This is a genomic window from Mesorhizobium sp. RCAM 05099 (assembly GCF_059683685.1).
The window spans coordinates 6,145,412-6,168,051 of sequence record NZ_CM185035.1 but is presented as its reverse complement, the minus strand read 5'-3'; the positions used below and the strand labels follow the sequence as shown (position 1 = coordinate 6,168,051).

The following is a 22,640-nucleotide window of genomic DNA, read 5'->3' as shown; positions in this document are numbered from 1 at the left end:
AGAAGGCAATGCCTTGCATGATCCCATAGTGCAGACAATGCTTCCGCCGCCAGCCCGTTGCGACGGCATCATGCTAGGTATCTGGCGCGAGACAGGGCACATGGCCCCGATCGCCGGTCTCAGACTATGCCAAAGTCAACGGCGTTTGACCGTCCAGTTCCGCTAATTCCCCGCGCAGCCACCGGTTCGCTTTGCCCGATCTCCGAAGGTCTCTTGACTAATTGGCGGCGATGTAGAGGGTTTTTCCGAGAGCTTAGTCGCAAACTGTGCAAAGCCTGCCACGGATAGGGAGGAGAGGGACGCTGGACGAGCACGATCCGAAGGAAGAGCTGATCGAGACAATTTTCCGCAACGGCACAATCACCGTTGTGGGCATCCTGCTCGCCTTTTCGCTTGGCTTCGTCACGCATTGGGCGGCGAATCCCATGCCATGGCGGCTGTACGACCTGTTCGCCATTGTGCCGATCCTGGTCGGTATCGCGTTGCAGATGCGGGCGCTGTCCATACTGCTCGACATGAGTTCGCTGCGCCGACCCATCTATGAACGCGCCAACCGCATCTTCATGGTCGGCGTCATCCTGACCGCGTGCGGCGTCGGGCTGGCCATCCTGCTCGATGTCTTCGAGATGTCAGCGAAAGGCGCACTGCCCGGCGCTTAACGGCCTGTCACTGCGCTTTGACTATGCCGCACATCGCTGTCAGTCGACTATTGCATCCGCCCCAGGTTCGACATCTTGGCAGTGTCGCACCATTGGGCGCCCTTACCCGCTGCATTGGCTTCGCCGGGCGCCGACACCGCTCGATCGTAGGCGCGCAGCGGTAAACGCCGCTAACAGGGTGGCCGGTGATTTCTACCACCTTCTCGGCGTCCAGCGTGCATGGCTTGCCGCCAAACGCATCACCGATTTGCGGTTGTCTATGCGCGCGTCAAGCCGAACGCCCACGGCCATGCCGATGCGACTAGACTTACATTAGCGGATGTTAAATTTAGAGCGTTTCGGCTTGCCGGATTACGGTCTTGGGGGCATGCCCCGCATGGTTTCGGGGCGGTTGGCAGGAAGGCGGATGCGCGGCGTGGATGGATCAAGGCGTCGCGTCAGGACGAGGCTCGGCAGGTGCGCGCGCGCATAGCCGAACTGGAGCGCGACCTCGTGGTGACCACGGGGCGCCATCGATGTTTCGAAGCCGGACATGAACTTCGCAAATGCGAAATTCCGCCTGGAGCGTCTCGAGGAATGCATCGCCGAAATACCGGAGAAATGTAAGCGTTAGCGAAGCTTCGTCGCTCTCAATCCTTGCCGCGCAGTCAGCTCGTCGGCGCGGAACATATGACGCGGGTCACCCTCGGAAAGAGCCGACTGCCGGAAATCCGCCCGCGCGGATCTGTGAGGGCGAAAGCCGAATGGCTGAGCTACTCGACCACGACCCGACGAAATGTCGCGCTCTACAACACGCCCGTTGATCTCTCGGCGACGATGCCGGGTCAAAGAAAGGTAACTAAGTTTCGGAACGGCCAGACTGGTGACCTTTCCCCAACCAAGTTCAAGCGGCGTCTTGAAGACCAAGAGCTGTCGTTTCCTTTTTCGAGGCTTGCCCGAAAAATCTTTAGCTCAGACGTGATTATTGTGGTCCGCCTGTCGTATTTCCAGTGGGTGTTACACGGTAGAATGACAGCGCTTCGCCGTGTGTGCGGCAGGAAGCGCAGGAGGCCAACGCAAAGGCTGAAACACGGTAGGACGGCGCAGACCGTCACACTTTTCAAAAGAGACTATTCTCCAAGGGGATCATCATCATCGATCCGGCGATCGGGAGGCTCGGCCGGGCTGGAGGAGGGCGATGGTAATGATGATGCGGTCAGGAGTTGGATGGCGTGATCCAGGCCAGGCACCACGGATCACATCCGCAAAATGGCGGTCCGGCCCCGGAATCGAGCCGCCGTCGCGAGATTTTCGCGGCCGTGGAGGCTTCGCTGTATCCTGTCCGCAGGGCGAAGCGCGCAGCAGATGAAAGTCAACGGCAGGTGCACCACGCGCGGAGACTTGCAAGCCGCGGCAATGGCTTCGATTATTCGGTGAAATAAGTCGAAAATTCTCGTCCGAACTCGCAGTCTTCAGCAAGTGCGGAATCCGATCGCATGGTGGAATACGAGACCTCCGCTCAGGTGTTCCTTGCCGAGGTCAGACGACCATGGACGGGAGGGTTCTTTGCTCGGAAAAACCAATGGTGCAGACGGCGGCGTGCACCGTAGAGGTTCTGAAGGATGTGCCCATCAGTAGCGCAGGCCGAGAAAAAAATGTGGCGATCCCTCGGCATCAAGGCAAGTGGTCGATTCTCACACCGATGAAAACCGAGTGCTGAGAAAGATCATCGGCAGCTCATAATGGGCTTCCGCCGCTGCCATGGGTTAGTAGATCAGGACATCTCAATATCAAAGTAAATTGCGGCACGGAACGTCAACATCGGCACTCGCGACGATCCATATGCACCATGATGATGGATCAATGCCGGAGCTGGCTCGTCGGTCCGTCAAACCCTGAGGAGGGGAGCAGTTAAATGCTGTAGCTCTTGCCATCTCGATCAGCCGTTGTCCAAGCGACAGTTTCCCATGATGACACGCAGGTCGAGATGGCAGCCACAATCTTCGGAGCACGCGCCAAGCACGGCGGCAGAGCGAGGCTAAACCGTCGATCCCCTTTCAACAGCCCGATTTTGCCACCAACGACCGATGTGCAGTGTTTGGTTCATGGTCGGGATTGCGTGAAATCTGCCCTGTTGCGGTGAGTTTTGCTTTCGGCGAACTCTGAAAATCTCGAATAGCGAAATCTCGAACAGCGCCCTCCTCAGCGTGCTGCCCCGCGCCCGCCTCATACATTTCGCCGACGCCTACACTTGCACTTTTCCACTGCCCGACTTGCCGGCAGCGAGCCACTGCATCGCGGAGGTTGCATCTTCCAATATGGCGGCCCGTTTCGCAAAGCCGAAAAAGGCATTGCGCGCTGTACTTACCGGTTTTCGCCCATCATATGCATCGTAGCACGCTCTGAGGGCGGCTTCGTGGATCAGATCTCTGCGTCCCGGCCACTCATTGAGGAAATCGATAGCGTCCGCAAGGCTGGCGATCTCTTGCACGATGTACGGTGCACGCTTCACGAAAAGGGGGTTGCTGAAGGCCTCAGAGTTCATTCGGTCCTCCCGATCTGCTGAACAACTAGTTTGCGTGACGCGGCGCCTCATCGACACCCTCCGACAATTGCAGAATGTGTTGTCAGGGCGATGACAGTTTCAAGAGGAAAGCAGGGGGTTGCAGTCCTCTGGTGCAGTTTTTCGGACGGGGAGATCTGCACGCGTTTCGGGCGTGGCATGACACTCCATTCAGGCGCTCACATACCAATGTGGCTTCGCACCCGCGATCGGTCAAAGTTCGGTGATAGTCGCCAGGCGCCGGGATTTCTGGGATCCACCGGCCGTCCGCGCGGCGTCCGGGATCAAAGCTTCATCCGCTCCGGCGTTCGAACCAACCGAGATCTTCCAATTGAACCCGGCTGCCATATGTTTGACAAGCGCAGCGTGCCGCCCGCCCGTACCCCTGAACAGCAACGTGACACCTGCCGAAGGAAAATTATATGTTTTTCCTCGAATGACTATTTCCAGTAAAGTAATCGGTTGGGCATTTAACGGCCGACACGCGGCAGCCGGTAAATCACCACATGGTTAGGACTCAGGAAGGCCTCCCGGCCGGCACTTTCTCCCGAAGCGCCCGGGCTGCAGCGACCATGTTCATGAGGGCGGGCGGACCTCCTCCCATTTGCGTGTTTTGAGGCCACAGTCCGGATTTATCCACAACTGGCCGTCGGACAGTCGCTCGCGGGCAAGCGTGACGAGGTCCGAAATCTCCGCGACTTCCGGGACTTGTCTTAGAAGCAGTTCGTGAACGCGGCAATCGACCGCGGCCAAGGTAGACCGTCCGGGGGTGTCGGGCAGCACGATCGCGCGGTCGGAGGAGTTGTCCATTGTAGTCTCGCGCTCCAACTGGATTGATCTGTTCACGAGCAAGCAGGCGGTCCCCTTCGACCGCGCGTCTTGTGTCGCTTCGAGCCGTTGTAGGTCTCGTTTATGATAGCCATCGCCGTGGGGCAGGAGATCGACCAACAATTGAACCAGACCGCCGTCCTTGCCTCCTCGCTTTGAGATGGTACGAAGACCAGGGACGTTGTTCGTTGCTCCGAAGAAAGTCAGCTCTGACGAGCAGCCGGACGTGTCGCACAACCTGCTCGCGACGCAGACCCAGAATCTCCGCTAGCTGGCAGACAGTTAGGTCCGCATGGGCGCAAAGGCCCAGGATCCGAAGGCGATCAAGATGCGCTGCCGTGCGTAGGCGACTGACCAGTGTCATCATTGGTCAGCATCAAGCCATATGGAAAAATTGGGCGCCCGTCCTACTGACTTTGTCACTTGGCGTTCTCCGTCGATGCTACAGCTTTCGAAAAAATCTTGTTTTTGCCTCCAAATGCCCAGACAATCACGCTGGTCGCGAGGGAACACGCCTGTTTTGCAAGCATGTACTTGTCTTGAGAAGACGGTGGCGGTGTTCGAACGACCAAGATGAGAGATGATCTTCTTGCCATTGCCGCTAAACAGAGATTGAATGCTGTTCGGTAGTCGCGTCACCTCGGTTTTGACCCGCTAACCTCAGATGTTGCGATAACATACCATTCACACCGGTTTTGAGTTGCTAAGAGTCTATGAATTTCTTTGAAGGATCTGTTGCAACGCTGCACGCGAATGGCGAGGTGCTGATCAGGTGGCGAGCAGCGGTAAGACAGGCGGCCAAATCGACAAGCGCTTAATATACCGGCCATCTGATCGCGGCGACCACCGGCTCGCATCGGACCGGCTTCGACAATTTTGATCGAACGTGGATCTCGCTTGTGACAGCGCGGTTGAACCTTCGCGGTCACTCCAGCGGACGAGAGCTCAACCTTCAGTGACGAGAGGTCGTCGACGCAAGGAACCCACGTCCGAAGGCTGTCCATGAGTGTCAGCGCTTGAAGACTACACTGGCGCGGACCGGCTCGTGGCGCACATGGAGCGGTCGCTGTCACGCGGCCGCATTCTCCTTCAGCTTCTCGAAAACAAACAGCTTACCTTCGCGCACGCCGTCTTCGAGTGGGCTCGCTTTCGCCATATTCGCCGCAATCGCACTGGCCAGCATGCATCCCGTCCCGCGCATCGACGTAGGCAGACGCGGTGTGTCGAAGCGGACTGGTTCGTGATCGGAGCGCACCAGAATATCGGTTGATCGAGGTCCCGATGCATGGCCGCCCTTGATCAGCAGGGCCTGCGCTCCGGCGTTCAGCGATTCCTGGCCTTGCCACACCGCGCTGTCCTCATCCACTGCCAGTTCCGAGCCAACCAGGAGCGCCAGCTCGATGAGATTGGGTGTGACGAGACGGCAAAGCGGTATCAGATTGCGCTTCATGACGGCGATGGCACCTGCTTCCAGCAGCGCCCGGCCTGAGGTCGAGGCGAGCACGGGGTCGAGGATTGCCGGCACCTGCGGATTTTCGCGCAGCACGCCGGCAACGGCAACGATGATCTCGGCCGTTGCCAGCATGCCGATCTTGATGGCCGCCACCTCGTTGGCCTGCAGCGCGGCGCGCATCTGATCGGCCACCAGACTGGGTTGCGAATGATGGATTTCCATGACGGCTTCGTGCGTCTGCACCGTTAGCGCGGTGACAGCTAGGCAGGTTCGCACGCCAATCGAAGAGATCGTCTCGATATCGCGCGCAATTCCGGCACCCCCGCTGGAGTCCGAGCCACCGACGACAAGCACATAAGGGTCTCGCCTCAGCGCCATCGGTCTGTCTTTTCGATCCATTCTCTCGTGCGCGCTTGGGGATCGGCATTCAATGTGATGTCGGTGACCACCGCCGCGCTGTCCGCACCGGCCGCAAAGGCGCCGTCGAGCCTGTCCGGGTTGAGGCCACCAATGGCGACCAGAGGAATCGGTGCTGCCCGGCGCTTCCACTCGCTGATCCGTTCGATCCCTTGCGGCGCCCATTTCATCTTCTTCAGGATGGTCGGGTAGATGGGCCCGAGCGCGATATAGTCGGGCTCGGCGGCCATCGCCGTTTCCAGTTCGATATGATCATGCGTGCTCAATCCGAGCCGCACGCCGGCTGCCCGAATCCGCGAACGATCGGCGGTCTGCAAATCCTCCTGGCCAAGATGGACGAAGTCGCAGCCTTCCTCGATTGCCAGGCGCCAGTGGTCGTTGACGACGAGCTGGTAGTGGTGCTGGGCGCATAAGGCCTTCGCTTTGCGGATCTCCGCGCGCAACCCGACCTCATCCATGGTCTTTATTCGAAGCTGAACCAGATTGACGCCGAGCGGCACCAGCCGTTCGATCCAGGCGGCGCTGTCGACGATCAGGTAGAAGGGATCGAGCTTCATGAAAAAGCTGCCCTGCCGATCGTCGGTGTCGATGGCACGGCGACGTTGCGCGGTTCGAGCATTCCCGAGATGAAAGCTTCACGACCGGCCTCGACAGCCTTGCCGAACGCACGCGCCATGCCGACCGGATCAACCGCCCTGGCGACCGCTGTGTTCAGCAGCACGGCGTCAAAGCCGAGTTCCATGACGGTTGCCGCATGCGACGGTCGTCCGAGCCCCGCATCCACAATCAGCGGGACGCCAGGGAAATGTCCGCGCATCGAGCGCAGTGCCATGATGTTGACCGGGCCGAGGGCGGAACCGATCGGCGCGCACCAAGGCATCAAAACCTTGCAGCCCGCCTCCAGCAGCCGCTCGGCGACAACAAGGTCATCGGTGGTATAGGGGAATACATCAAAACCGTCCTCGCACAGGATGCGGGCGGCTTCGACCAGGCCGAACACGTCCGGCTGCAGCGTATCGTGGTTGCCGATCACTTCGAGCTTGATCCAGTTGGTGCCGAAGACCTCGCGCGCCATTTTCGCGGTCGTGACCGCTTCCTTGACGGAGTGACAGCCAGCAGTGTTGGGCAGGATTCTGACGCCGAGCGAGCGGATCAACGACCAGAATTGTTCGCCGGCCCTACCGCCCGCCATCTCACGCCGCAACGAGACGGTCACCACCGACGTGCCCGACGCCTTGACCGCATCGGCAAGGATGGCCGGCGAAGGATATTGAGCGGTACCGAGAAGCAGGCGGGAAGGGAGCGTCGTTCCAAGGAGATCGAACATGGTCAACCGCCCTGCATGGGTGAGAGGATTTCGATCCGGTCGCCGTCGCTCAACTGGAATTCCGCGCGGTTGGCTTTGTGCACGAGATCGTTGTTGACGGCCGTTGCCAGCCAATCGCCCTCATAGTCGAGCGCGGCAAGCAGCTCGGCCAGCGTGGTGGCGGCAATCTCATGCGCTTCGCCGTTGACCATCAGTTTCATGAACGAGCTCCGTGGTTCTGTCTTGACTGAAAACCAGGTCGGCAGCCTGGCGCGCCATGGCGGGGGCGAGAAGAAAACCATGGCGATAGAGTCCATTGATCGCGACGGTAGTCCCACGTGCCTCGACACGCGGCAGATTGTCGGAAAAGGCCGGACGAACACCGGCGCCGATCTCAATGATGCCAGCCTCGCTGAAGGCCGGATGGAGGGCATAGGCGGCACCCAGCAGCTCCATCATGGAACGCGCCGTGACCGGTCCTGTGGACTGGCTTTCGATCATCGTCGCGCCAACCATGAAATGGTGATCGGTACGCGGCACCACGTAGAGCGGAAAGCGCGGATGAAGCAGCCGGACCGGGCGTGACAGCGAAATGTCGGGCGTGCGCAGGATCAGCATCTCGCCGCGAACGCCGCGCAGGCCGTCGTCTTCTGCCGCCATCCCCGTGCAGTCGATCTGACGATCGAAACCGGAAAGGTGCCGGGCGTCGGCGCCGAAGTGGAATTCGACGCCCATCGCCGCGAGCTTGTCATGAAGCGCTGCCATCGCCTGGCGCGGGTCGAGATGAGCTTCGTCGGGGAAGAACAGCCCGCGCCGGAAGCGGCCGGCGAGGTCGGGTTCCAGGCGCGCAATTTCGTCTTCATCGACACGCCGATGCCCCGACGTACGACTGGCAAACCGGTCGAGCTCGCCAGTATCACGCAGTGCCGCAACGACCAGCGTTCCGGCCCGCGTCACCTGACCCGGCAGTACCGCATTCCACCAGTCGGCGGCGTCGCGCCCGAGATCCAGCACCGGCAGCTCGGCGCTTTCACGCTCGCACCATGGCGCCAGCATGCCGCCGGCGAACCACGACGCATTGCCACCAAGGCCATGCCGCATCTCGGCGACTGTGACCCCCGCGCCGCGGGCGGCGAGTTCTAAGGCGGCGGTGAGGCCGGCGACGCCGGCCCCCTTGACCAGGAGCTTCATGATCGCTCAGGCGCCTCTGGCATAAGTGGTGCGCCGGTCTCGTCCGCCGGCATGTAGAGATCGCCGCCCTCGCGGTATTTTGCCGCCATTGCCGCCATGCCTTCCTTCTGGGCCTCGGCACGGATGTCGTGGGAGATGCGCATCGAGCAGAATTTCGGTCCGCACATCGAGCAGAAATGGGCCAGCTTGTGCGCCTCCTTGGGCAAGGTCTGGTCATGGAAAGCCCGCGCCGTTTCCGGATCGAGCGACAGGTTGAACTGGTCCTCCCAACGGAACTCGAAGCGCGCGCGGGAAAGGGCATCATCCCTGACTTTCGCGGCCGGATGGCCCTTCGCCGGTCGGCGGCATGGGCGGCGATCTTGTAGGTGATCACGCCAATCTTGACGTCGTTGCGATCGGGAAGGCCGAGATGTTCCTTGGGTGTGACGTAGCAGAGCATGGCGGTGCCGAACCAGCCGATCATGGCGGCGCCGATGCCTGAGGTGATGTGGTCATAGCCTGGCGCGATGTCGGTCGTCAGCGGTCCAAGTGTATAGAAGGGCGCCTCGCCGCAGACAGCGAGCTGCTTGTCCATGTTCTCCTTGATCTTGTGCATCGGCACATGGCCGGGGCCTTCGATCATCACCTGGCAATCCTTCGCCCAAGCGATCTTTGTCAGCTCGCCGAGCGTTTCCAGTTCAGCGAATTGCGCCGCGTCGTTGGCGTCGGCGATCGAGCCGGGACGAAGGCCGTCGCCGAGCGAGAAGGACACATCATAGGCGCGGCAGATATCGCAGATCTCCGCGAAATGCTCGTAGAGGAAGCTTTCCCGGTGATGATGCAGGCACCATTTGGCCATGATCGAGCCACCGCGAGAGACGATACCCGTGACCCGGTCAACGGTCAGCGGGATGTAGTGCAGCCGCACGCCGGCGTGGATGGTGAAATAATCGACGCCCTGTTCGGCCTGCTCGATCAGCGTGTCGCGGTAGACCTCCCAGGTCAGGTCCTCGGCGATGCCGCCGACCTTCTCGAGCGCCTGGTAGAGCGGCACCGTGCCGATCGGCACCGGTGAATTGCGCACGATCCAGTCGCGGATGTTGTGGATGTTGCGGCCGGTCGACAGGTCCATCACCGTATCGGCGCCCCAGCGGATCGCCCACACCATCTTTTCGACCTCTTCGGCCATCGACGATGTGACCGCGGAGTTACCGATATTGGCGTTGATCTTGACCAGGAAATTGCGGCCGATGATCATCGGCTCGCTCTCGGGATGATTGATGTTGGCTGGAATGATCGCCCGCCCGCGTGCCACCTCGTCGCGCACGAATTCCGGCGTGACGAAGTCGGGGATCGCCGCGCCGAAGCTTTCACCGTCGCGCTTGAGCTTGCCGCGCAGCATGTCGCGTCCAAGGTTTTCGCGTATGGCGACGAACTCCATTTCAGGCGTGACGATGCCGGCGCGCGCATAGGCAAGCTGGGTCACCGCCTTGCCTGCCTTGGCCCTGAGCGGCCGGTTGCGAATGGGAAATTCCGGCGTCAGGCGCCCGCCCGCGGCGAATCCATTGTCTTCCGGCCGGACATGGCGGCCATCATAGGCTTCGACATCGCCGCGCGCCATGATCCATTCATGGCGAAGCCGGGCGAGGCCCTTTTCGATACTGGTTTCGACGGTCGGGTCGGTATAGGGGCCGGACGGATCGTAGACGGTGACAGGTCGGTTCGCCCGCCGTCGGATGGACGGAGATTTCGCGCATCGGCACCTTGATGTGCGGATGGAGGAGGCCGGATTTGTGGATTTTCCGAGAGGCGGGCAGTGGTCCCGTCGACACGGCGGGGGTGAGGGCATTCATCTTGAGGCTCCTTTGCTCATGCATTGGAGACCCAGTTCTGTGCCGGAAGGATGAAAAGACGCTCTGGCCGCCTGTTCGAAACAGGACTTCGGGCGTGAACTCCCGCAAAGCGCTTGCACCGTCCCTACGCCAGTATGAACTGGATCAGGTTCAACGGGTCACTGCGCCGCGAAAGCCAGCAGTATCTCAGCCCCTTGCCGGGACTCCCCTGGTGAATGCTCCGAATTGAACGAGCCGGCGCTACTTTGTCAAGCGCCTTCGGGCCGCGGGAGTGGTCGACGGCCAATCAGACCGGGCAGAAAAGCTCGCGCATGCGTCGGCGACAATCACGCCCCGAAAACCTGGGCAGGGATACGGGGATCGCCAAACCTTCGGGGCTTAAAGATCGATTCTTATGATGGTCTCGCCTTCAATCGGCACTAAACGTTTGCGCGTAGATCGCCTCGATCCGACCTGCCGTCGTCATTGGTCAGCGGCGAATTCATTTTCGTGGGCGCGGTTCGACAGATGACCACCAGTGAAGGAAACGGAAGGGCAGACTGGCCAGCCGCGGCATGTCGATAAGGACAGCCAACTGTTGCCGAATCGAGCTGCAGAAAGGCGGTTTCTTCGGCAGGGTCCGTTCGAAAGGATTGCGACCACCACGCTGCCACGGAACGGTCGTCGAGAACATCGCCAAGCTACCCAAGCCGCTAGCGAAGAGCGGTAATCCCTTTGGCCTCCGCTCATGCCGATTGCTGTGCTTACGGGGCAACCCGGTCGAGAAATGCATCGAATGCGGCAGCAACAGCGCGAATCACAAAGCGATGCTCCTGCCGCACGCGAATGAAACCCTTTTCGATGTCCACTATGCCGTCCTCGGCCAGCATCGCCAAGCCTTCGGCTGAATCGAGAAAACGGATCGGATCAGATCCGTGACCGGCACAGATTGCCGGCACATCCGCCTCGAGATCGCACATCAATCGCTCGATGATTGCCGCTCGCACGCGGTCTTCGTCGGTGAGACGGTAGCCCTTTGACGTCGCCAGACGGCCAGCTGCGATGTGCCGGGTGTAAGAATCCCGTGTAACCTCGTTCTGGACGTACCCTTCGCCGACGCGGCCGATAGCCGACGCGCCGAAACCGATCAGGGTTTTGCAGGTGTCGGCCGAGTAACCCAGGAGTTGCGCCGCAGGCGACCGGTTTTCTGCGCCAGTGTAAGCTCATCGTCCGGCAAGGTGAAATGGTCGAGCCCGATCTCTCGGTAGCCGGCGGCAACCAGCGTCTCGGCCACGGCCGCAGCCTGTTCGGCGCGGACAGCGCTGTCCGGCAGTGCTGTCTCCTCGATCTGGCGCTGATTATTTATGAGCGACGGAATGTGCGAATAGCCGAACACCGCAAGCCGGTTGGGGCGCATGGCGACCGCCGCCGTCGCGGTCTGGACGCAGTACTGCACCGTCTGATGCGGGAGACCGAAGATGAGGTCGAAATTGATACGGCTTACTCCATGCCGGCGCAGCCCTTCGACGGCAGCCGCCATTTGCGTCTCACTCTGCACCCGGTTGACCGCTTTTTGAACAACGGGATCGAAGCTCTGCACGCCGAGGCTTGCGCGGTTCACGCCGGCTGCTCCCCAGGCTTCGGCCATCTCGGCCGTGAAGGTGCGCGGATCAATCTCGACCGCAACCGCAGCCGTTTCCCTGAGCGCGAAGCGGTCGCGCAGGACGCTTCGGGCGAAATTTGTATTTCGCCAACGCCACGCGGGCGATGTCGCGTTAACCGCCGATCAGTGTTGGCTGGTGGCGATGGGGAACAGTTGGCCGGTCAGCTACAAGCGCCATCGCTTTCCCGCCGATCACCGCCCACACCGTTTGATTCTACTGTCGCTTTCCCTTCAGCCTGCGCCTGGTCGAGGAGATGCTGCTGACGCGCGGCATTGCGTGCCTAAGAGACGATACGGCGTTGGGACCGGACTTTGCTCGCCGACTGGCTCATAAGACGCTGTCGCGTAGCGATACCTGGCTTAGCCAATTTTTCAGGAGAAAAGTTGAAGGTTATCTCTCAGCGATCGGCCGCCACTCGTCGATTATCTTGTAGCCGGCAAGTCGAACGCGAAGAAATGTCCTTGGAAGGTTGATCCCGACTGCGCGAAATGGGCGCGTCCAGCAGCTTGCAGAGCAGGAGTGTGCCGACGCCGCCGTGCGCGATGAAAGCAATGTCGCCGTCGCTATGAGTCCCAAGAATGCGTAACACGGCCCGCACTACGCGCTCTTGAGCATCGACCGCACGCTCCCATCCACGGACACTCTCATGTGGATTGGCAAAGAAGCTGTCAGCAACCCGCTCGAACTCGGCAGATGGAAGGAAGCCTGTCGCGGTGCGGTCATTCTCGCCAAGGTGCTCATCTACCTGGACTGGCAAACCAAATCCTGCGGCAAGCGGGCCGGCCGCTTTCAATGGCTTTAGCCTCGGAGCTTGACCATATCGACGTCAGGTCGGACAGAACGCACTCCCTGCGAAAGTCCTCATCCGAGCGACACCGCGGTCAGAAAGCCGCCAGGCTGGCACCGGCAGGGCGGGATCGACGGAAACTTCTGGGTGAGTGACAAAGAAGGCCGTCGGCATGCCCATTGTGCTCCGACAAAATCCTTCCGGATGCACCTAACAGAGCTAATCGAACACAGGACGTGACAATACGCCGCCCTATATCATTGCACGGGCGCCTTTTTACACAGCCACATTGGCAAGCTGGCGCACGGGACCATGACCAGCTTTGCCAGAGCCGAGGCGTGGCCGCCCTAACAATGACGCTTACGGCCTGGGCATGCTCCAAGAGCCGGACGCCCGTACCGAGACGGTGCCGCCGGATGATGTCTTTCATAGCAGACAAAAACTGTCGCTATTGAACGAAATTGTCGCGTATCGAACAAACGAACCATATCCGAAACGTTTCCGCTTCGTGCTCAGTCTGACCCTCGAATTAAGAAAAGAAGGAAGCGCGACGAAGGTGCGCCGGCCAACTGAATGTCAGCGCGCAGCGACGTCTTCAGGATGGCACGTCACTTGCTCAGTCAACTTTGGAACCGTTGTGACGGTCTGCCTCACAACAAGCGGAGATGACTATGGCGATTGGCTCAGAAGTGCTGGATGCCCTCGGGCCACTGAAGACTTTGACTGAAGGGCTGGTTCTCGGCTCAGTTGCGACCTTGATCGCAGTTTCCGGTGCTGGCGCCGCCGACGCGGTGACGGTCGCCGAGTCGGAACCCGTTGAATCCGTCAAAATCTGCGACGCCTACGGCGCTGGCTACTTCTACATTTCCGGCACCGGGACCTGCCTGCGCATCGGCGGCTATGTCCGTTATGACTTCGGCGCTGGCGATACGGGATCGTATGACCGCGCAAGAACCTCGAATGCGAGGATTGGGGTGGATCAAGGTACATGGCGAAACAACACGCGCTTTGCGTTCGAAATCTGGACCCAGCAAGAGACCGAACTCGGCACGTTGAAGACCTATACCGAAACCCGCATGAACTTCGGAAATCGCAACACGTATTCGGTTCCGGACAGTCCTCATAACGATTCCGTCAACAGAGACTTCACGTTGACTTCTGCCTGGATTCAGCTTGGTGGCCTCCGGGTTGGTAAGGATTGGTCGGCCTTCGATACTTATATTGGATACGCCGGAACAGTACTCAATCAAAGTCTTGTTCGATACGGCTATTTCGATACAAATGTGTTTCAGTACTACTTTGACGCGAGTAACGGCTTTTCGGCTATGGTTTCACTCGAAGAAGGCTCGGGCGTAGTCGGCACCGTCGACAGCTATGTTCCGCACGTAGTGGGCGGCGTGAAATACACACAAGGCTGGGGCGCGATCACCGGCGTTGTCGGTTATGACAGCAACTATGAATCGGTGGCCGGCAAGGTCCGCGTCGGTGTCAACGTCACCAACGAACTGTCGCTCTTCGGAATGTTCGGCTACGGCTCCAATGGCAAGCTCAACGATGATGCCACCAACGCAATCGACGCTCATGGTCGCGGCTTCTACAAAATCTGGGGCGGCAATTGGGCTTTCTGGGCCGGTGCTACTTACAAATTCAACGAGAAAACCTCGTTTAATCTTCAGATCTCGGGTGATCAGCTCAAGAACTATGGTGTGGCTGCAAACATCGCCTATACGGTCGTTCCAGGTTTCACGGTCGCAGCCGAACTAGACTATGACGACTACGGCAACCTCGGCGTCGGCATGGTCGACCCTTCAAAGTTGAACTGGACTGACGCCGACAAGAAGAACGGCGTCGGCGGCATCCTCCGTTTCCAACACTCATTCTAACGGAATGAACAGCTGCATCTCCGATATGCCCGCTTCACGCGATTCATCCGCGGTCCGAGAGCAGACACGCTCGTGCACCGAAAACATGATCTTCAATCGTGAAGCGCGCTATCTCGGTCACAATCTGTTGGAAGCATTGGTAGTGGTTTCCTTACTGACCTCGACGACACTCGTGGTCGTACCGGCTGGCCACAAACGACTGACGCCTCTTGGGGCATCGAATGGGTCGGGGACGGCGCATGAGGCGCTTGCCAATCGCATGCTGGCTCTGGTCGCGCTTCATATCGGCGATGTCCTGGGGAGCTTCAGTCACAGCGAGAACCTCGTGCGCGCCATGATCACTGGACGCGCGCGCGTGCCGGAAGGGGGCTACGTCGCTTGACAGGAAACCGTTCCCGGAGTGCGGCCAAAGCAAACGTCCGAAATTCGCAACTGCACCGACACAGGAGCCTCGTTCGGGCCAGCCTTCTCTTAGGCCCGATGGCACTCGCCCTGAGCTTGTTGCTGCTGCTATCTGCCTCTGAAAGGGACAACAATGCTCGCCCGGCATCTTGTCCCGATCCTGCCCGCTCCATTCGCTGCGCTCCCGTGTTGGGTATAAGTCCGCTTTGAGCGCCGTCTCCTTTGGAACCGTCCTCCGGGACAGAAACCATCAACCAAAGGAAAAGACCATGACCAACAACCGCAACACCAAGTCCGAGGCGAAATTGCGCGCCACATAACCGTTCAACGGCGCGCTTTACGTGTTCCGCTCGAAAAGAGCGGACAGAATCAAGGCGGTCTGGTGGGACGGGTCCGGGGTATGCCTGTTTGCCAAGACGCTCGAGGAAACGAAGTTCTGCTGGCCACGCATCGGGCCCTCGCGTGTTCAGCTGAACCACGCTCAGCTCTTGGCGCTGGTTGACGGGCTGGACTGGAAGAAGGTCCGGCCGGCGGTGGTGAGGCGGCCGCAATCGGTAGGCTGAAGAGCCTGTGGCAAGTTGAATCAGGCCATTGAAAGCGTTGGGAAAACGGCTGCGAACATGCTGTGATGCCAGTCATGGCGATGGCTGCCGAAGAGCTTCCGGACGACGTTGATGCGCTGAAGGCGATTGTCGTGGCGCTCGCCGAAAAGGCCGCCCTTCTGGAGGTGATACCAAGTCGACATCGACGCGAATCCAAAGCAGAAGAGGGGCTAAGGTCGATGACAACACCAATTGCCGATACCAATGCCAAGACGATTATGGCCACAGAGGCACGCGATTGGGGCCAGGTTGGTGCGCGGGGGCTCTACGATCCGCGAAACGAACACGATGGCTGCGGGGTCGGCTTCGTCGCGCATCTCAAGGGTGAGAAGTCGCATCAGATCGTGCGCGATGGCCTCTCCATGCTCAAAAACCTGACCCACCGCGGCGCGGTCGGTGCCGATCCGCTGATGGGCGATGGCGCCGGCATTCTCGTTCAGATCCCGGACCTCTTTTTTCGCGAGGAGATGGCGAAGAAGGGCGTTACCTTGCCGAAGGCAGGCGAATATGCCGTCGGCTATCTCTTCATGCCGCGCGACGAGAAGCTTGTCGCCCATTTCCAGGATGTGATCAGCGAAGTCGTGGCCGAGGAAGGCCAGATTCTACTCGGCTACCGTGACGTGCCGGTCGACAATTCGTTGCTCTCCAAAGCGCCGGACATCGCTGCGACGGAGCCGCATCATGTCCAGGTGTTCATCGGTGCCGGCCGCGAGGCAGCCACGAAAGATGAATTCGAACGGCGGCTGTTCACGCTCCGCAAGGTGATCTCCAACCGCATCTATGCGGAAGCCGGCGGCGATCTCGGTTTCTATATCGTGTCACTGTCGACCACCACCATCGTCTACAAGGGCATGTTCCTCGCCTATCAGGTCGGGGCCTATTACAAGGACCTCGCCGACGAACGCTTCCAGTCGGCGGTTGCGCTCGTACACCAGCGCTTCTCGACCAACACCTTCCCGTCCTGGAAGCTCGCGCATCCTTACCGCATGGTCGCCCACAATGGCGAGATCAACACGCTGCGCGGCAACGTCAACTGGATGGCGGCACGACAGGCGTCCGTTTCCTCGCCGCTCTTCGGCGACGACATTTCCAAGCTCTGGCCGATCTCCTATGAAGGCCAGTCGGACACGGCCTGTTTCGACAATGCGCTCGAATTCCTCGTGCGCGGCGGCTATTCGCTTTCGCATGCCGTCATGATGCTCATCCCGGAGGCCTGGGCCGGCAACCAGCTCATGGCGCAGGAGCGCAAGGCCTTCTACGAATATCACGCGGCGCTGATGGAGCCGTGGGATGGGCCGGCGGCGGTCGCCTTCACCGACGGCCGCCAGATCGGCGCCACGCTCGACCGCAACGGCCTTCGCCCGGCGCGCTATATCGTCACCAGCGACGACCGCGTCATCATGGCGTCGGAGGCGGGCGTGTTGCCCGTCGCTGAGGACAAGATCGTCAAGAAATGGCGTTTGCAGCCCGGCAAGATGCTGCTGATCGATATGGAAGAGGGCCGCATCATTTCCGACGAGGAAGTGAAGTCGTCGCTTGCCGGCAAGCATCCCTATCGCCAATGGCTCGACAACACCCAGCTGATCCTCGAAGAGCTGAAGCCGGTCGGGCCCCGGGCACTGCTGCACCGCGACGTCTCCTTGATCGACCGGCAGCAGGCCTTCGGCTACACGCAAGAAGATACGAAGCTCCTGATGTTGCCGATGGCGACGACCGGTCAGGAGGCGATCGGCTCGATGGGCACCGACACGCCGATCTCGGCGATGTCCGACAAGCCGAAGCTGCTGTACACCTATTTCAAGCAGAACTTCGCCCAGGTCACCAACCCGCCGATCGACCCGATCCGCGAGGAACTGGTGATGAGCCTCGTCTCCTTCATCGGTCCGCGCCCGAACATCCTCGAACACGAGGGCATGGCACATGCGAAGCGGCTCGAGGTCCGCCAGCCGATCCTTACCAATGGCGACCTCGAGAAGATCCGCTCGATCGGCCACACCGAAGACCGCTTCGACACCAAGACGCTCGATTTCACCTATGACATTACCCGCGGTGCCGAAGGCATGCCGGAGATGCTCGACCGTCTGTGCGAAAGGGCGGAAGCGGCAGTCAAGGGCGGCTACAACATCATCGTGCTTTCGGACCGGCAGATCGGCCCGGACCGCGTCGCGATCCCGGCGCTGCTCGCCACCGCAGCCGTGCACCACCACCTGCTCTGCAAGGGATTGCGCACGTCGGTCGGCCTCGTCGTCGAATCCGGCGAACCGCGCGAGATCCATCATTTCTGCCTGCTCGCCGGTTACGGTGCGGAGGCGATCAATCCCTATCTCGCCTTCGACACGCTCATCGACATGCACAAGCGCGGCGAGTTTCCGAAGGAACTCGACGAGAAGGAAGTCTTCCACAACTACATCAAGGCGGTCGGCCAAGGTATCCTCAAGGTCATGTCCAAAATGGGCATCTCCACCTATCAGTCCTATTGCGGCGCGCAGATCTTCGACGCCGTCGGCCTTTCGTCCGAGCTGGTCGGCAAGTACTTCTTGGGTACGGCGACGACGATCGAAGGCATCGGCCTCGAGGAGTTCGCGGCGGAAACCGTCTCTCGCCACAAGGCCGCCTTCGGCAGCGATCCGGTGCTCGCCAATGCGCTCGACGTCGGTGGCGAATACGCCTTCCGCATGCGCGGCGAAAGCCACGCCTGGACGCCGGCCGCCATCGCCTCGCTCCAGCAGGCGGTGCGCGACAATGCCGAGGACCGCTATCGCGAGTTCTCCGCGATGATGAACGAGTCGGCGAGCCGCATGAACACGATCCGCGGGCTCTTCACGATCAAGGACGCCGAGGCAGCCGGCCGCAAGCCGATCGCTGTCGAGGAGGTCGAGCCGGCATCGGAGATCGTCAAGCGCTTCTCGACGGGAGCGATGTCCTTCGGCTCAATCAGCCGCGAGGCGCACACGACGCTGGCAGTCGCGATGAACCGGATCGGCGGCAAGTCGAACACTGGCGAAGGCGGCGAGGAGAGCGATCGCTACCTGCCGCTGCCGGACGGCTCGACGAACCCCGAGCGGTCGGCGATCAAGCAGATCGCCTCGGGCCGCTTCGGCGTCACCACCGAATATCTGGTCAATGCCGACGTGCTGCAGATCAAGGTGGCGCAGGGCGCAAAACCCGGCGAAGGCGGCTACCTGCCGGGCCACAAGGTCGATGCGACCGTCGCCAAGACGCGGCACTCGACTCCGGGCGTAGACCTGATCTCGCCGCCGCCGCACCATGACATCTATTCGATCGAGGATCTGGAGCAGCTGATTTACGATCTGAAGAACGTCAATCCCGAGGCTGACATCTCGGTCAAGCTGGTTTCCGAATTTGGAGTCGGCACGGTTGCGGCCGGCGTTGCCAAGGCGCGCGCCGATCACATCACGATTTCCGGTTTCGACGGTGGCACCGGTGCTGCGCCGCTGACCTCGGTGAAGCATGCGGGTAGCCCCTGGGAGATCGGCCTTGCCGAAACGCAGCAGAGGCTGGTGCGCAATGGTCTGCGCTCTCGCATCGCTCTGCAGGTCGACGGCGGCTTGAAGACCGGCCGCGACGTCGTCATCGGGGCACTGCTCGGCGCCGACGAATTCGGTTTCGCCACCGCGTCGTTGATCGCGGTCGGCTGCGTCATGATGCGCAAGTGTCACCTGAACACCTGTTCTGTCGGCGTCGCTACCCAGGATCCGATGCTCCGGAAGCGTTTCAAGGGGACGCCGGAGCATGTCGTCAACTACTTCTTCTTCGTTGCGGAGGAAGTGCGCGAAATCCTCGCATCGCTTGGAGCCAGAAAGCTTGACGACGTCATCGGGTCCTCGGACCTGCTGGATCGCGACGGAATGATCGAGCACTGGAAGGCGAGGGGCCTCGACTTCTCGAATATCTTCCACAAGGAGGAGGCTCCGAAGGAAGCGACCTATTGGACGGAGCGCCAGAACCATCCGATCGACGACATTCTCGACCGCAGGCTGATCGAGAAGGCGAAGCTCGCGCTGGAGACCAAGGTGCCGGTCGCCTTCGAGGCCGAAATCAAGAACGTCGACCGCTCGGCCGGCGCGATGCTTTCGGGCGCACTTGCCAAGCGCTGGGGCCATAAAGGGCTGAAGGACGATACGATCCACGTGACCATCAAGGGCACGGCGGGCCAGTCCTTCGGCGCGTTTCTCGCCCGCGGCATCACTTTCGACCTAGTCGGTGACGGGAACGACTATGTCGGCAAGGGGCTCTCGGGTGGACGCATCATCGTGCGGCCGCCGGAGAACGCGCGGATCGTGCCGCATCAGTCGATCATCGTCGGCAACACCGTGCTTTACGGTGCGATTTCCGGCGAGTGCTACTTCAACGGCGTCGCCGGCGAACGCTTCGCGGTGCGCAACTCCGGAGCGATCGCGGTCGTCGAAGGCGTCGGCGATCACGGCTGCGAATATATGACCGGAGGCGTCGTCGTCGTTCTCGGCGGCACCGGCCGCAATTTCGCGGCCGGCATGTCGGGCGGTGTCGCTTATGTGCTCGACGAGGAGGGCGATTTCGCCCGGCGCTGCAATATGGCCATGGTCGAGCTGCAGCCGGTGCTGGAGGAGGACGACATGCTGGAGAAGCTGCATCACCACGGCGGCGACCTCATGCACGAAGGCATGGTCGACGTCTCGGGCGACATGACGCGGCATGACGAGGAGCGGCTCTACCGACTCATCTCGAGCCATCTGCACTACGCCGGTTCGGCCCGCGCCAAGGAGATCCTCGATCACTGGGCGGACTACCGGCCGAAGTTCCGCAAGGTGATGCCGGTCGAGTACCGCCGCGCGCTCGAGGATACGGAGCGCATGAAAATGGGCGGTGGAGAAAACGTTCCATGATCACATCCACAAAAAGCGCCGTTACTCCGATCGGACGGGATCTAAGCTCACCTTCACCAATCCTAGGCCTCAGTGCAGAGGGCAATCTTAACAGGCAGAAGAGGCCAGACATAATGCAGACCGCCAAGACTGTGCTTAAGTTTATCAAAGATGACGACGTCCAATACCTCGACTTCCGTTTCACCGACCCGCGCGGCAAGTTGCATCATATCACTGTCGACGCCTCGACAGCCGACCAGAACACGTTTGCTGACGGCATTATGTTTGACGGCTCGTCCATTGCCGGCTGGAAGGCGATCAACGAGTCCGACATGACCCTGATGCCCGATCCGACGACCGCCCAGATGGACCCGTTCACCTCGGCGTCCACCCTGACGATCAACTGCGACATTCTCGAGCCGGAGACGGGCGAGCCATACAACCGAGATTCGCGCCGCATCGCGAAGAGGGCCGAGGCCTACCTGCAGTCCACGGGAATTGCCGATACGGTATATGTCGGCCCCGAATCCGAGTTCTTCGTGTTCGACTCCGTGGAGTTTGCGTCTGACCCCTACGACACCGGCTTCAAGCTCACATCCTCCGAGCTGCCGGTCAACGGCGATCCGCATCGTGAGGGTGGCAACCACGGTCACCGCATCCAGACCAAGGCCGGCTACCTTCCGGTTCCGCCGCTGGATTCCGGTCAGGACATGCGCGGTGAGATGCTGGCAACCATGAAGGCCATGGGCGTGATAGTCGAGAAGCATCACCACGAGGTGGCTCCCGCCCAGCACGAACTCGGCATAAAGTTCGACACCCTAGTTCGCAGCGCCGACGCGATCCAGATCCTTAAATATTGTGTTCTCAATGTCGCGAAGTCCTATGGAAAGACGGCGACCTTCATGCCTAAGCCGGTATTTAGCGAGAGCGGCTCGGGCATGCACGTGCACCAGTCGCTGTGGAAGGGCGGCAAGCCTCTCTTCGCCGGCGACAAGTATGCCAGCCTGTCCCAGGAATGCCTGTGGTACATCGGCGGCATCATCAAGCACGCCCGGGCGCTCAACGCCTTCACCAACCCGACGACGAACTCCTATAAGCGTCTCGTCCCCGGCTACGAGGCTCCGGTTCTGCTGGCCTACTCAGCCCGTAATCGCTCTGCCTCCTGCCGCATTCCGTTGGCGACCTCGCCGGAGGCCACGCGGGTCGAGGTCCGCTTTCCTGATTCAGCCGCCAATCCTTACCTCGCCTTCGCGGCGATCCTGCTGGCCGGTCTCGATGGCATCCTGAACAAGATCGATCCCGGAGTACCGATGGATCAGGATCTCTACGAATTGCCGCAGTGCGAGCAGCAGAAGATCCAGACTGTCTGCGGTTCGCTGCGCGAAGCTCTTACCAGTCTTGACGAGGACCGCGCGTTCCTTAAGGCTGGCGGAAGCTTCGATGACGACTTCATCGATAGCCATATCAAGCTGAAGATGGAGGAGGTCACCTGCGTCGAGAGGACCACGCAACCCATCGAGTTTAAGATGTACTACTCCGTCTAATGACCTTCACAAGAGCGGTGACCGGCAACGTTTGGCGCATCTAAAGCCGGAGCAGTTCGAGGGCGCCATCCGTCGGCAAGTACAGGCACCGTGCATGGGGTCAGCTCGCAACGGACCGTCCTCGTCGAGGTTTTCGGCGGAGACCGGTAACTTCTCTGGGGTTAGGCGGCGCGCAGGAGAGGCGGTTTGGGCTTGAATAGTGGTGGCACGTTCGGCTCTGGCTGTCGGAACGGTGCCCGCAATCGATTGCGAAGCTCGCCGTTGAGATCTGCCGTCCTGACCTGCATGAGCATGTGAGCACCGTGGAGCGACCACCGCATCTGCTGTTTCTTGACCATCCGCTTGCCGACAAGTGAATTCACCGCCGATTCAGCCAGAGTCGTTGCGACGCGAAGCCCGGCTTGGTAGCGCTTGCCATAGTTGACGATCGCGCCGCGGTTCGAACGGATATAGGTCAGGAGCTGCAAGCCGAGGCTTTGAAGTCGGGCGATGGAGAACTCGCTGTCTCCTTGCGAAGCCTTCACCCTCTCCAAGAGTTGCTCCAGATCGGTGATCGCGCGATCGACCCGCCCATGCCACAGGCGCCACTTCACCGCTCTGATGTCACGGTCGATTGCGGGAAGCGCTTCAGAGAGACCCGATCGGGATCGAGCCATATGATCGGCGATCTGCTGCATCGGCTGGAC

Annotated in this window: 15 protein-coding genes, 3 pseudogenes and 1 riboswitch; of the genes and pseudogenes, 6 read left to right on the top strand and 12 right to left on the bottom strand. The window is 60.5% G+C overall.

Annotated features, from left to right (window positions below; genetic code table 11):
• Positions 1-302: 302 nt before the first annotated feature.
• The gene (locus AC56QQ_RS30585; protein WP_497129185.1) at positions 303-659 is read left to right on the top strand and encodes a hypothetical protein; all 357 of its coding nucleotides are present in this window, start codon (positions 303-305) and stop codon (positions 657-659) included.
• A 2,224-nt stretch (positions 660-2,883) separates the two neighbouring features.
• Here the strand turns inward: AC56QQ_RS30585 and AC56QQ_RS30580 are convergent.
• The 11 genes and pseudogenes from AC56QQ_RS30580 to AC56QQ_RS30530 all read right to left on the bottom strand — a co-directional run bounded on the left by AC56QQ_RS30580 (position 2,884) and on the right by AC56QQ_RS30530 (position 12,664).
• Positions 2,884-3,183 (bottom strand): DUF982 domain-containing protein, encoded by a 300-nt coding sequence (locus AC56QQ_RS30580; RefSeq protein ID WP_497124489.1) that lies wholly within the window; start codon positions 3,181-3,183, stop codon positions 2,884-2,886.
• Positions 3,184-3,718: 535 nt separating this feature from the next.
• A pseudogene (locus tag AC56QQ_RS30575) lies at positions 3,719-3,912 on the bottom strand (hypothetical protein); the annotation flags it as partial.
• 199 nt (positions 3,913-4,111) lie between these two features.
• Complete coding sequence (locus AC56QQ_RS30570; protein WP_497129183.1) at positions 4,112-4,393, bottom strand: ArsR/SmtB family transcription factor; 282 nt, start codon at positions 4,391-4,393, stop codon at positions 4,112-4,114.
• 705 nt (positions 4,394-5,098) lie between these two features.
• On the bottom strand, positions 5,099-5,860 hold the full coding sequence (locus AC56QQ_RS30565) for a hydroxymethylpyrimidine/phosphomethylpyrimidine kinase (protein ID WP_497124488.1): 762 nt from the start codon (positions 5,858-5,860) through the stop codon (positions 5,099-5,101).
• Positions 5,851-6,456, bottom strand: coding sequence for a thiamine phosphate synthase (locus AC56QQ_RS30560; protein ID WP_497124487.1), 606 nt, complete (start codon positions 6,454-6,456; stop codon positions 5,851-5,853). The genes AC56QQ_RS30565 and AC56QQ_RS30560 overlap by 10 nt, the downstream gene beginning before the upstream one ends.
• Positions 6,453-7,226, bottom strand: a complete 774-nt coding sequence (locus AC56QQ_RS30555; protein WP_497124486.1) for a thiazole synthase — start codon at positions 7,224-7,226, stop codon at positions 6,453-6,455. The genes AC56QQ_RS30560 and AC56QQ_RS30555 overlap by 4 nt, the downstream gene beginning before the upstream one ends.
• 2 nt (positions 7,227-7,228) lie before the next feature.
• Positions 7,229-7,426 carry a sulfur carrier protein ThiS gene (gene thiS, locus AC56QQ_RS30550; RefSeq protein ID WP_497124484.1) on the bottom strand — a complete coding sequence of 66 codons (198 nt, stop codon included), beginning with the start codon at positions 7,424-7,426 and terminating at the stop codon, positions 7,229-7,231.
• Complete coding sequence (gene thiO, locus AC56QQ_RS30545) at positions 7,395-8,396, bottom strand: glycine oxidase ThiO (protein ID WP_497124483.1); 1,002 nt, start codon at positions 8,394-8,396, stop codon at positions 7,395-7,397. The genes thiS and thiO overlap by 32 nt, the downstream gene beginning before the upstream one ends.
• A pseudogene (gene thiC / locus AC56QQ_RS30540) lies at positions 8,393-10,252 on the bottom strand (phosphomethylpyrimidine synthase ThiC). The gene thiO and the pseudogene thiC overlap by 4 nt, the downstream one beginning before the upstream one ends.
• A gap of 79 nt (positions 10,253-10,331) precedes the next feature.
• Positions 10,332-10,448: riboswitch (TPP riboswitch) on the bottom strand.
• Between the two features lie 523 nt (positions 10,449-10,971).
• A pseudogene (locus AC56QQ_RS30535) lies at positions 10,972-11,933 on the bottom strand (radical SAM protein); the annotation flags it as partial.
• A gap of 335 nt (positions 11,934-12,268) precedes the next feature.
• Entirely contained in the window at positions 12,269-12,664 is a 396-nt protein-coding gene (locus AC56QQ_RS30530; protein ID WP_497124482.1) for a histidine phosphatase family protein, read from the bottom strand.
• Between the two features lie 665 nt (positions 12,665-13,329).
• Between AC56QQ_RS30530 and AC56QQ_RS30525 the strand changes: the two genes are divergently transcribed.
• The 5 genes from AC56QQ_RS30525 (at position 13,330) to glnA (ending at position 21,954) form a co-directional block, all read left to right on the top strand.
• Complete coding sequence (locus AC56QQ_RS30525; protein ID WP_497124480.1) at positions 13,330-14,541, top strand: porin; 1,212 nt, start codon at positions 13,330-13,332, stop codon at positions 14,539-14,541.
• Positions 14,542-14,626: 85 nt separating this feature from the next.
• Positions 14,627-14,923 carry a hypothetical protein gene (locus tag AC56QQ_RS30520; RefSeq protein ID WP_497124479.1) on the top strand — a complete coding sequence of 99 codons (297 nt, stop codon included), beginning with the start codon at positions 14,627-14,629 and terminating at the stop codon, positions 14,921-14,923.
• Between the two features lie 361 nt (positions 14,924-15,284).
• Positions 15,285-15,506, top strand: coding sequence for an IS66 family insertion sequence element accessory protein TnpB (tnpB, locus tag AC56QQ_RS30515; protein WP_497104011.1), 222 nt, complete (start codon positions 15,285-15,287; stop codon positions 15,504-15,506).
• A 257-nt stretch (positions 15,507-15,763) separates the two neighbouring features.
• A complete protein-coding gene (gene gltB / locus AC56QQ_RS30510) occupies positions 15,764-20,431 on the top strand; it encodes a glutamate synthase large subunit (RefSeq protein WP_497129181.1) in 4,668 nt (1,555 codons plus the stop codon).
• Positions 20,432-20,544: 113 nt separating this feature from the next.
• A complete protein-coding gene (glnA, locus tag AC56QQ_RS30505; RefSeq protein ID WP_258599997.1) occupies positions 20,545-21,954 on the top strand; it encodes a type I glutamate--ammonia ligase in 1,410 nt (469 codons plus the stop codon).
• A 161-nt stretch (positions 21,955-22,115) separates the two neighbouring features.
• On the opposite strand, the gene AC56QQ_RS30500 is transcribed toward glnA, so the two are convergent.
• A complete protein-coding gene (locus AC56QQ_RS30500) occupies positions 22,116-22,631 on the bottom strand; it encodes a hypothetical protein (RefSeq protein WP_497124478.1) in 516 nt (171 codons plus the stop codon).
• Positions 22,632-22,640 lie beyond the last annotated feature (9 nt).

Excerpts from the sequence above, each read along its gene's own strand:
- thiO (WP_497124483.1), bottom strand. The coding sequence starts at position 8,396 with ATGAAGCTCCTGGTCAAGGGGGCCGGCGTCGCCGGCCTCACCGCCGCC.
- AC56QQ_RS30500 (WP_497124478.1), bottom strand. The coding sequence starts at position 22,631 with ATGCAGCAGATCGCCGATCATATGGCTCGATCCCGATCGGGTCTCTCT.
- AC56QQ_RS30520 (WP_497124479.1), top strand. The coding sequence starts at position 14,627 with ATGATCTTCAATCGTGAAGCGCGCTATCTCGGTCACAATCTGTTGGAA.
- AC56QQ_RS30525 (WP_497124480.1), top strand. The coding sequence starts at position 13,330 with ATGGCGATTGGCTCAGAAGTGCTGGATGCCCTCGGGCCACTGAAGACT.
- glnA (WP_258599997.1), top strand. The coding sequence starts at position 20,545 with ATGCAGACCGCCAAGACTGTGCTTAAGTTTATCAAAGATGACGACGTC.
- AC56QQ_RS30555 (WP_497124486.1), bottom strand. The coding sequence starts at position 7,226 with ATGTTCGATCTCCTTGGAACGACGCTCCCTTCCCGCCTGCTTCTCGGT.
- thiS (WP_497124484.1), bottom strand. The coding sequence starts at position 7,426 with ATGAAACTGATGGTCAACGGCGAAGCGCATGAGATTGCCGCCACCACG.
- AC56QQ_RS30560 (WP_497124487.1), bottom strand. The coding sequence starts at position 6,456 with ATGAAGCTCGATCCCTTCTACCTGATCGTCGACAGCGCCGCCTGGATC.
- AC56QQ_RS30565 (WP_497124488.1), bottom strand. The coding sequence starts at position 5,860 with ATGGCGCTGAGGCGAGACCCTTATGTGCTTGTCGTCGGTGGCTCGGAC.
- gltB (WP_497129181.1), top strand. The coding sequence starts at position 15,764 with ATGGCCACAGAGGCACGCGATTGGGGCCAGGTTGGTGCGCGGGGGCTC.
- AC56QQ_RS30580 (WP_497124489.1), bottom strand. The coding sequence starts at position 3,183 with ATGAACTCTGAGGCCTTCAGCAACCCCCTTTTCGTGAAGCGTGCACCG.
- AC56QQ_RS30570 (WP_497129183.1), bottom strand. The coding sequence starts at position 4,393 with ATGACACTGGTCAGTCGCCTACGCACGGCAGCGCATCTTGATCGCCTT.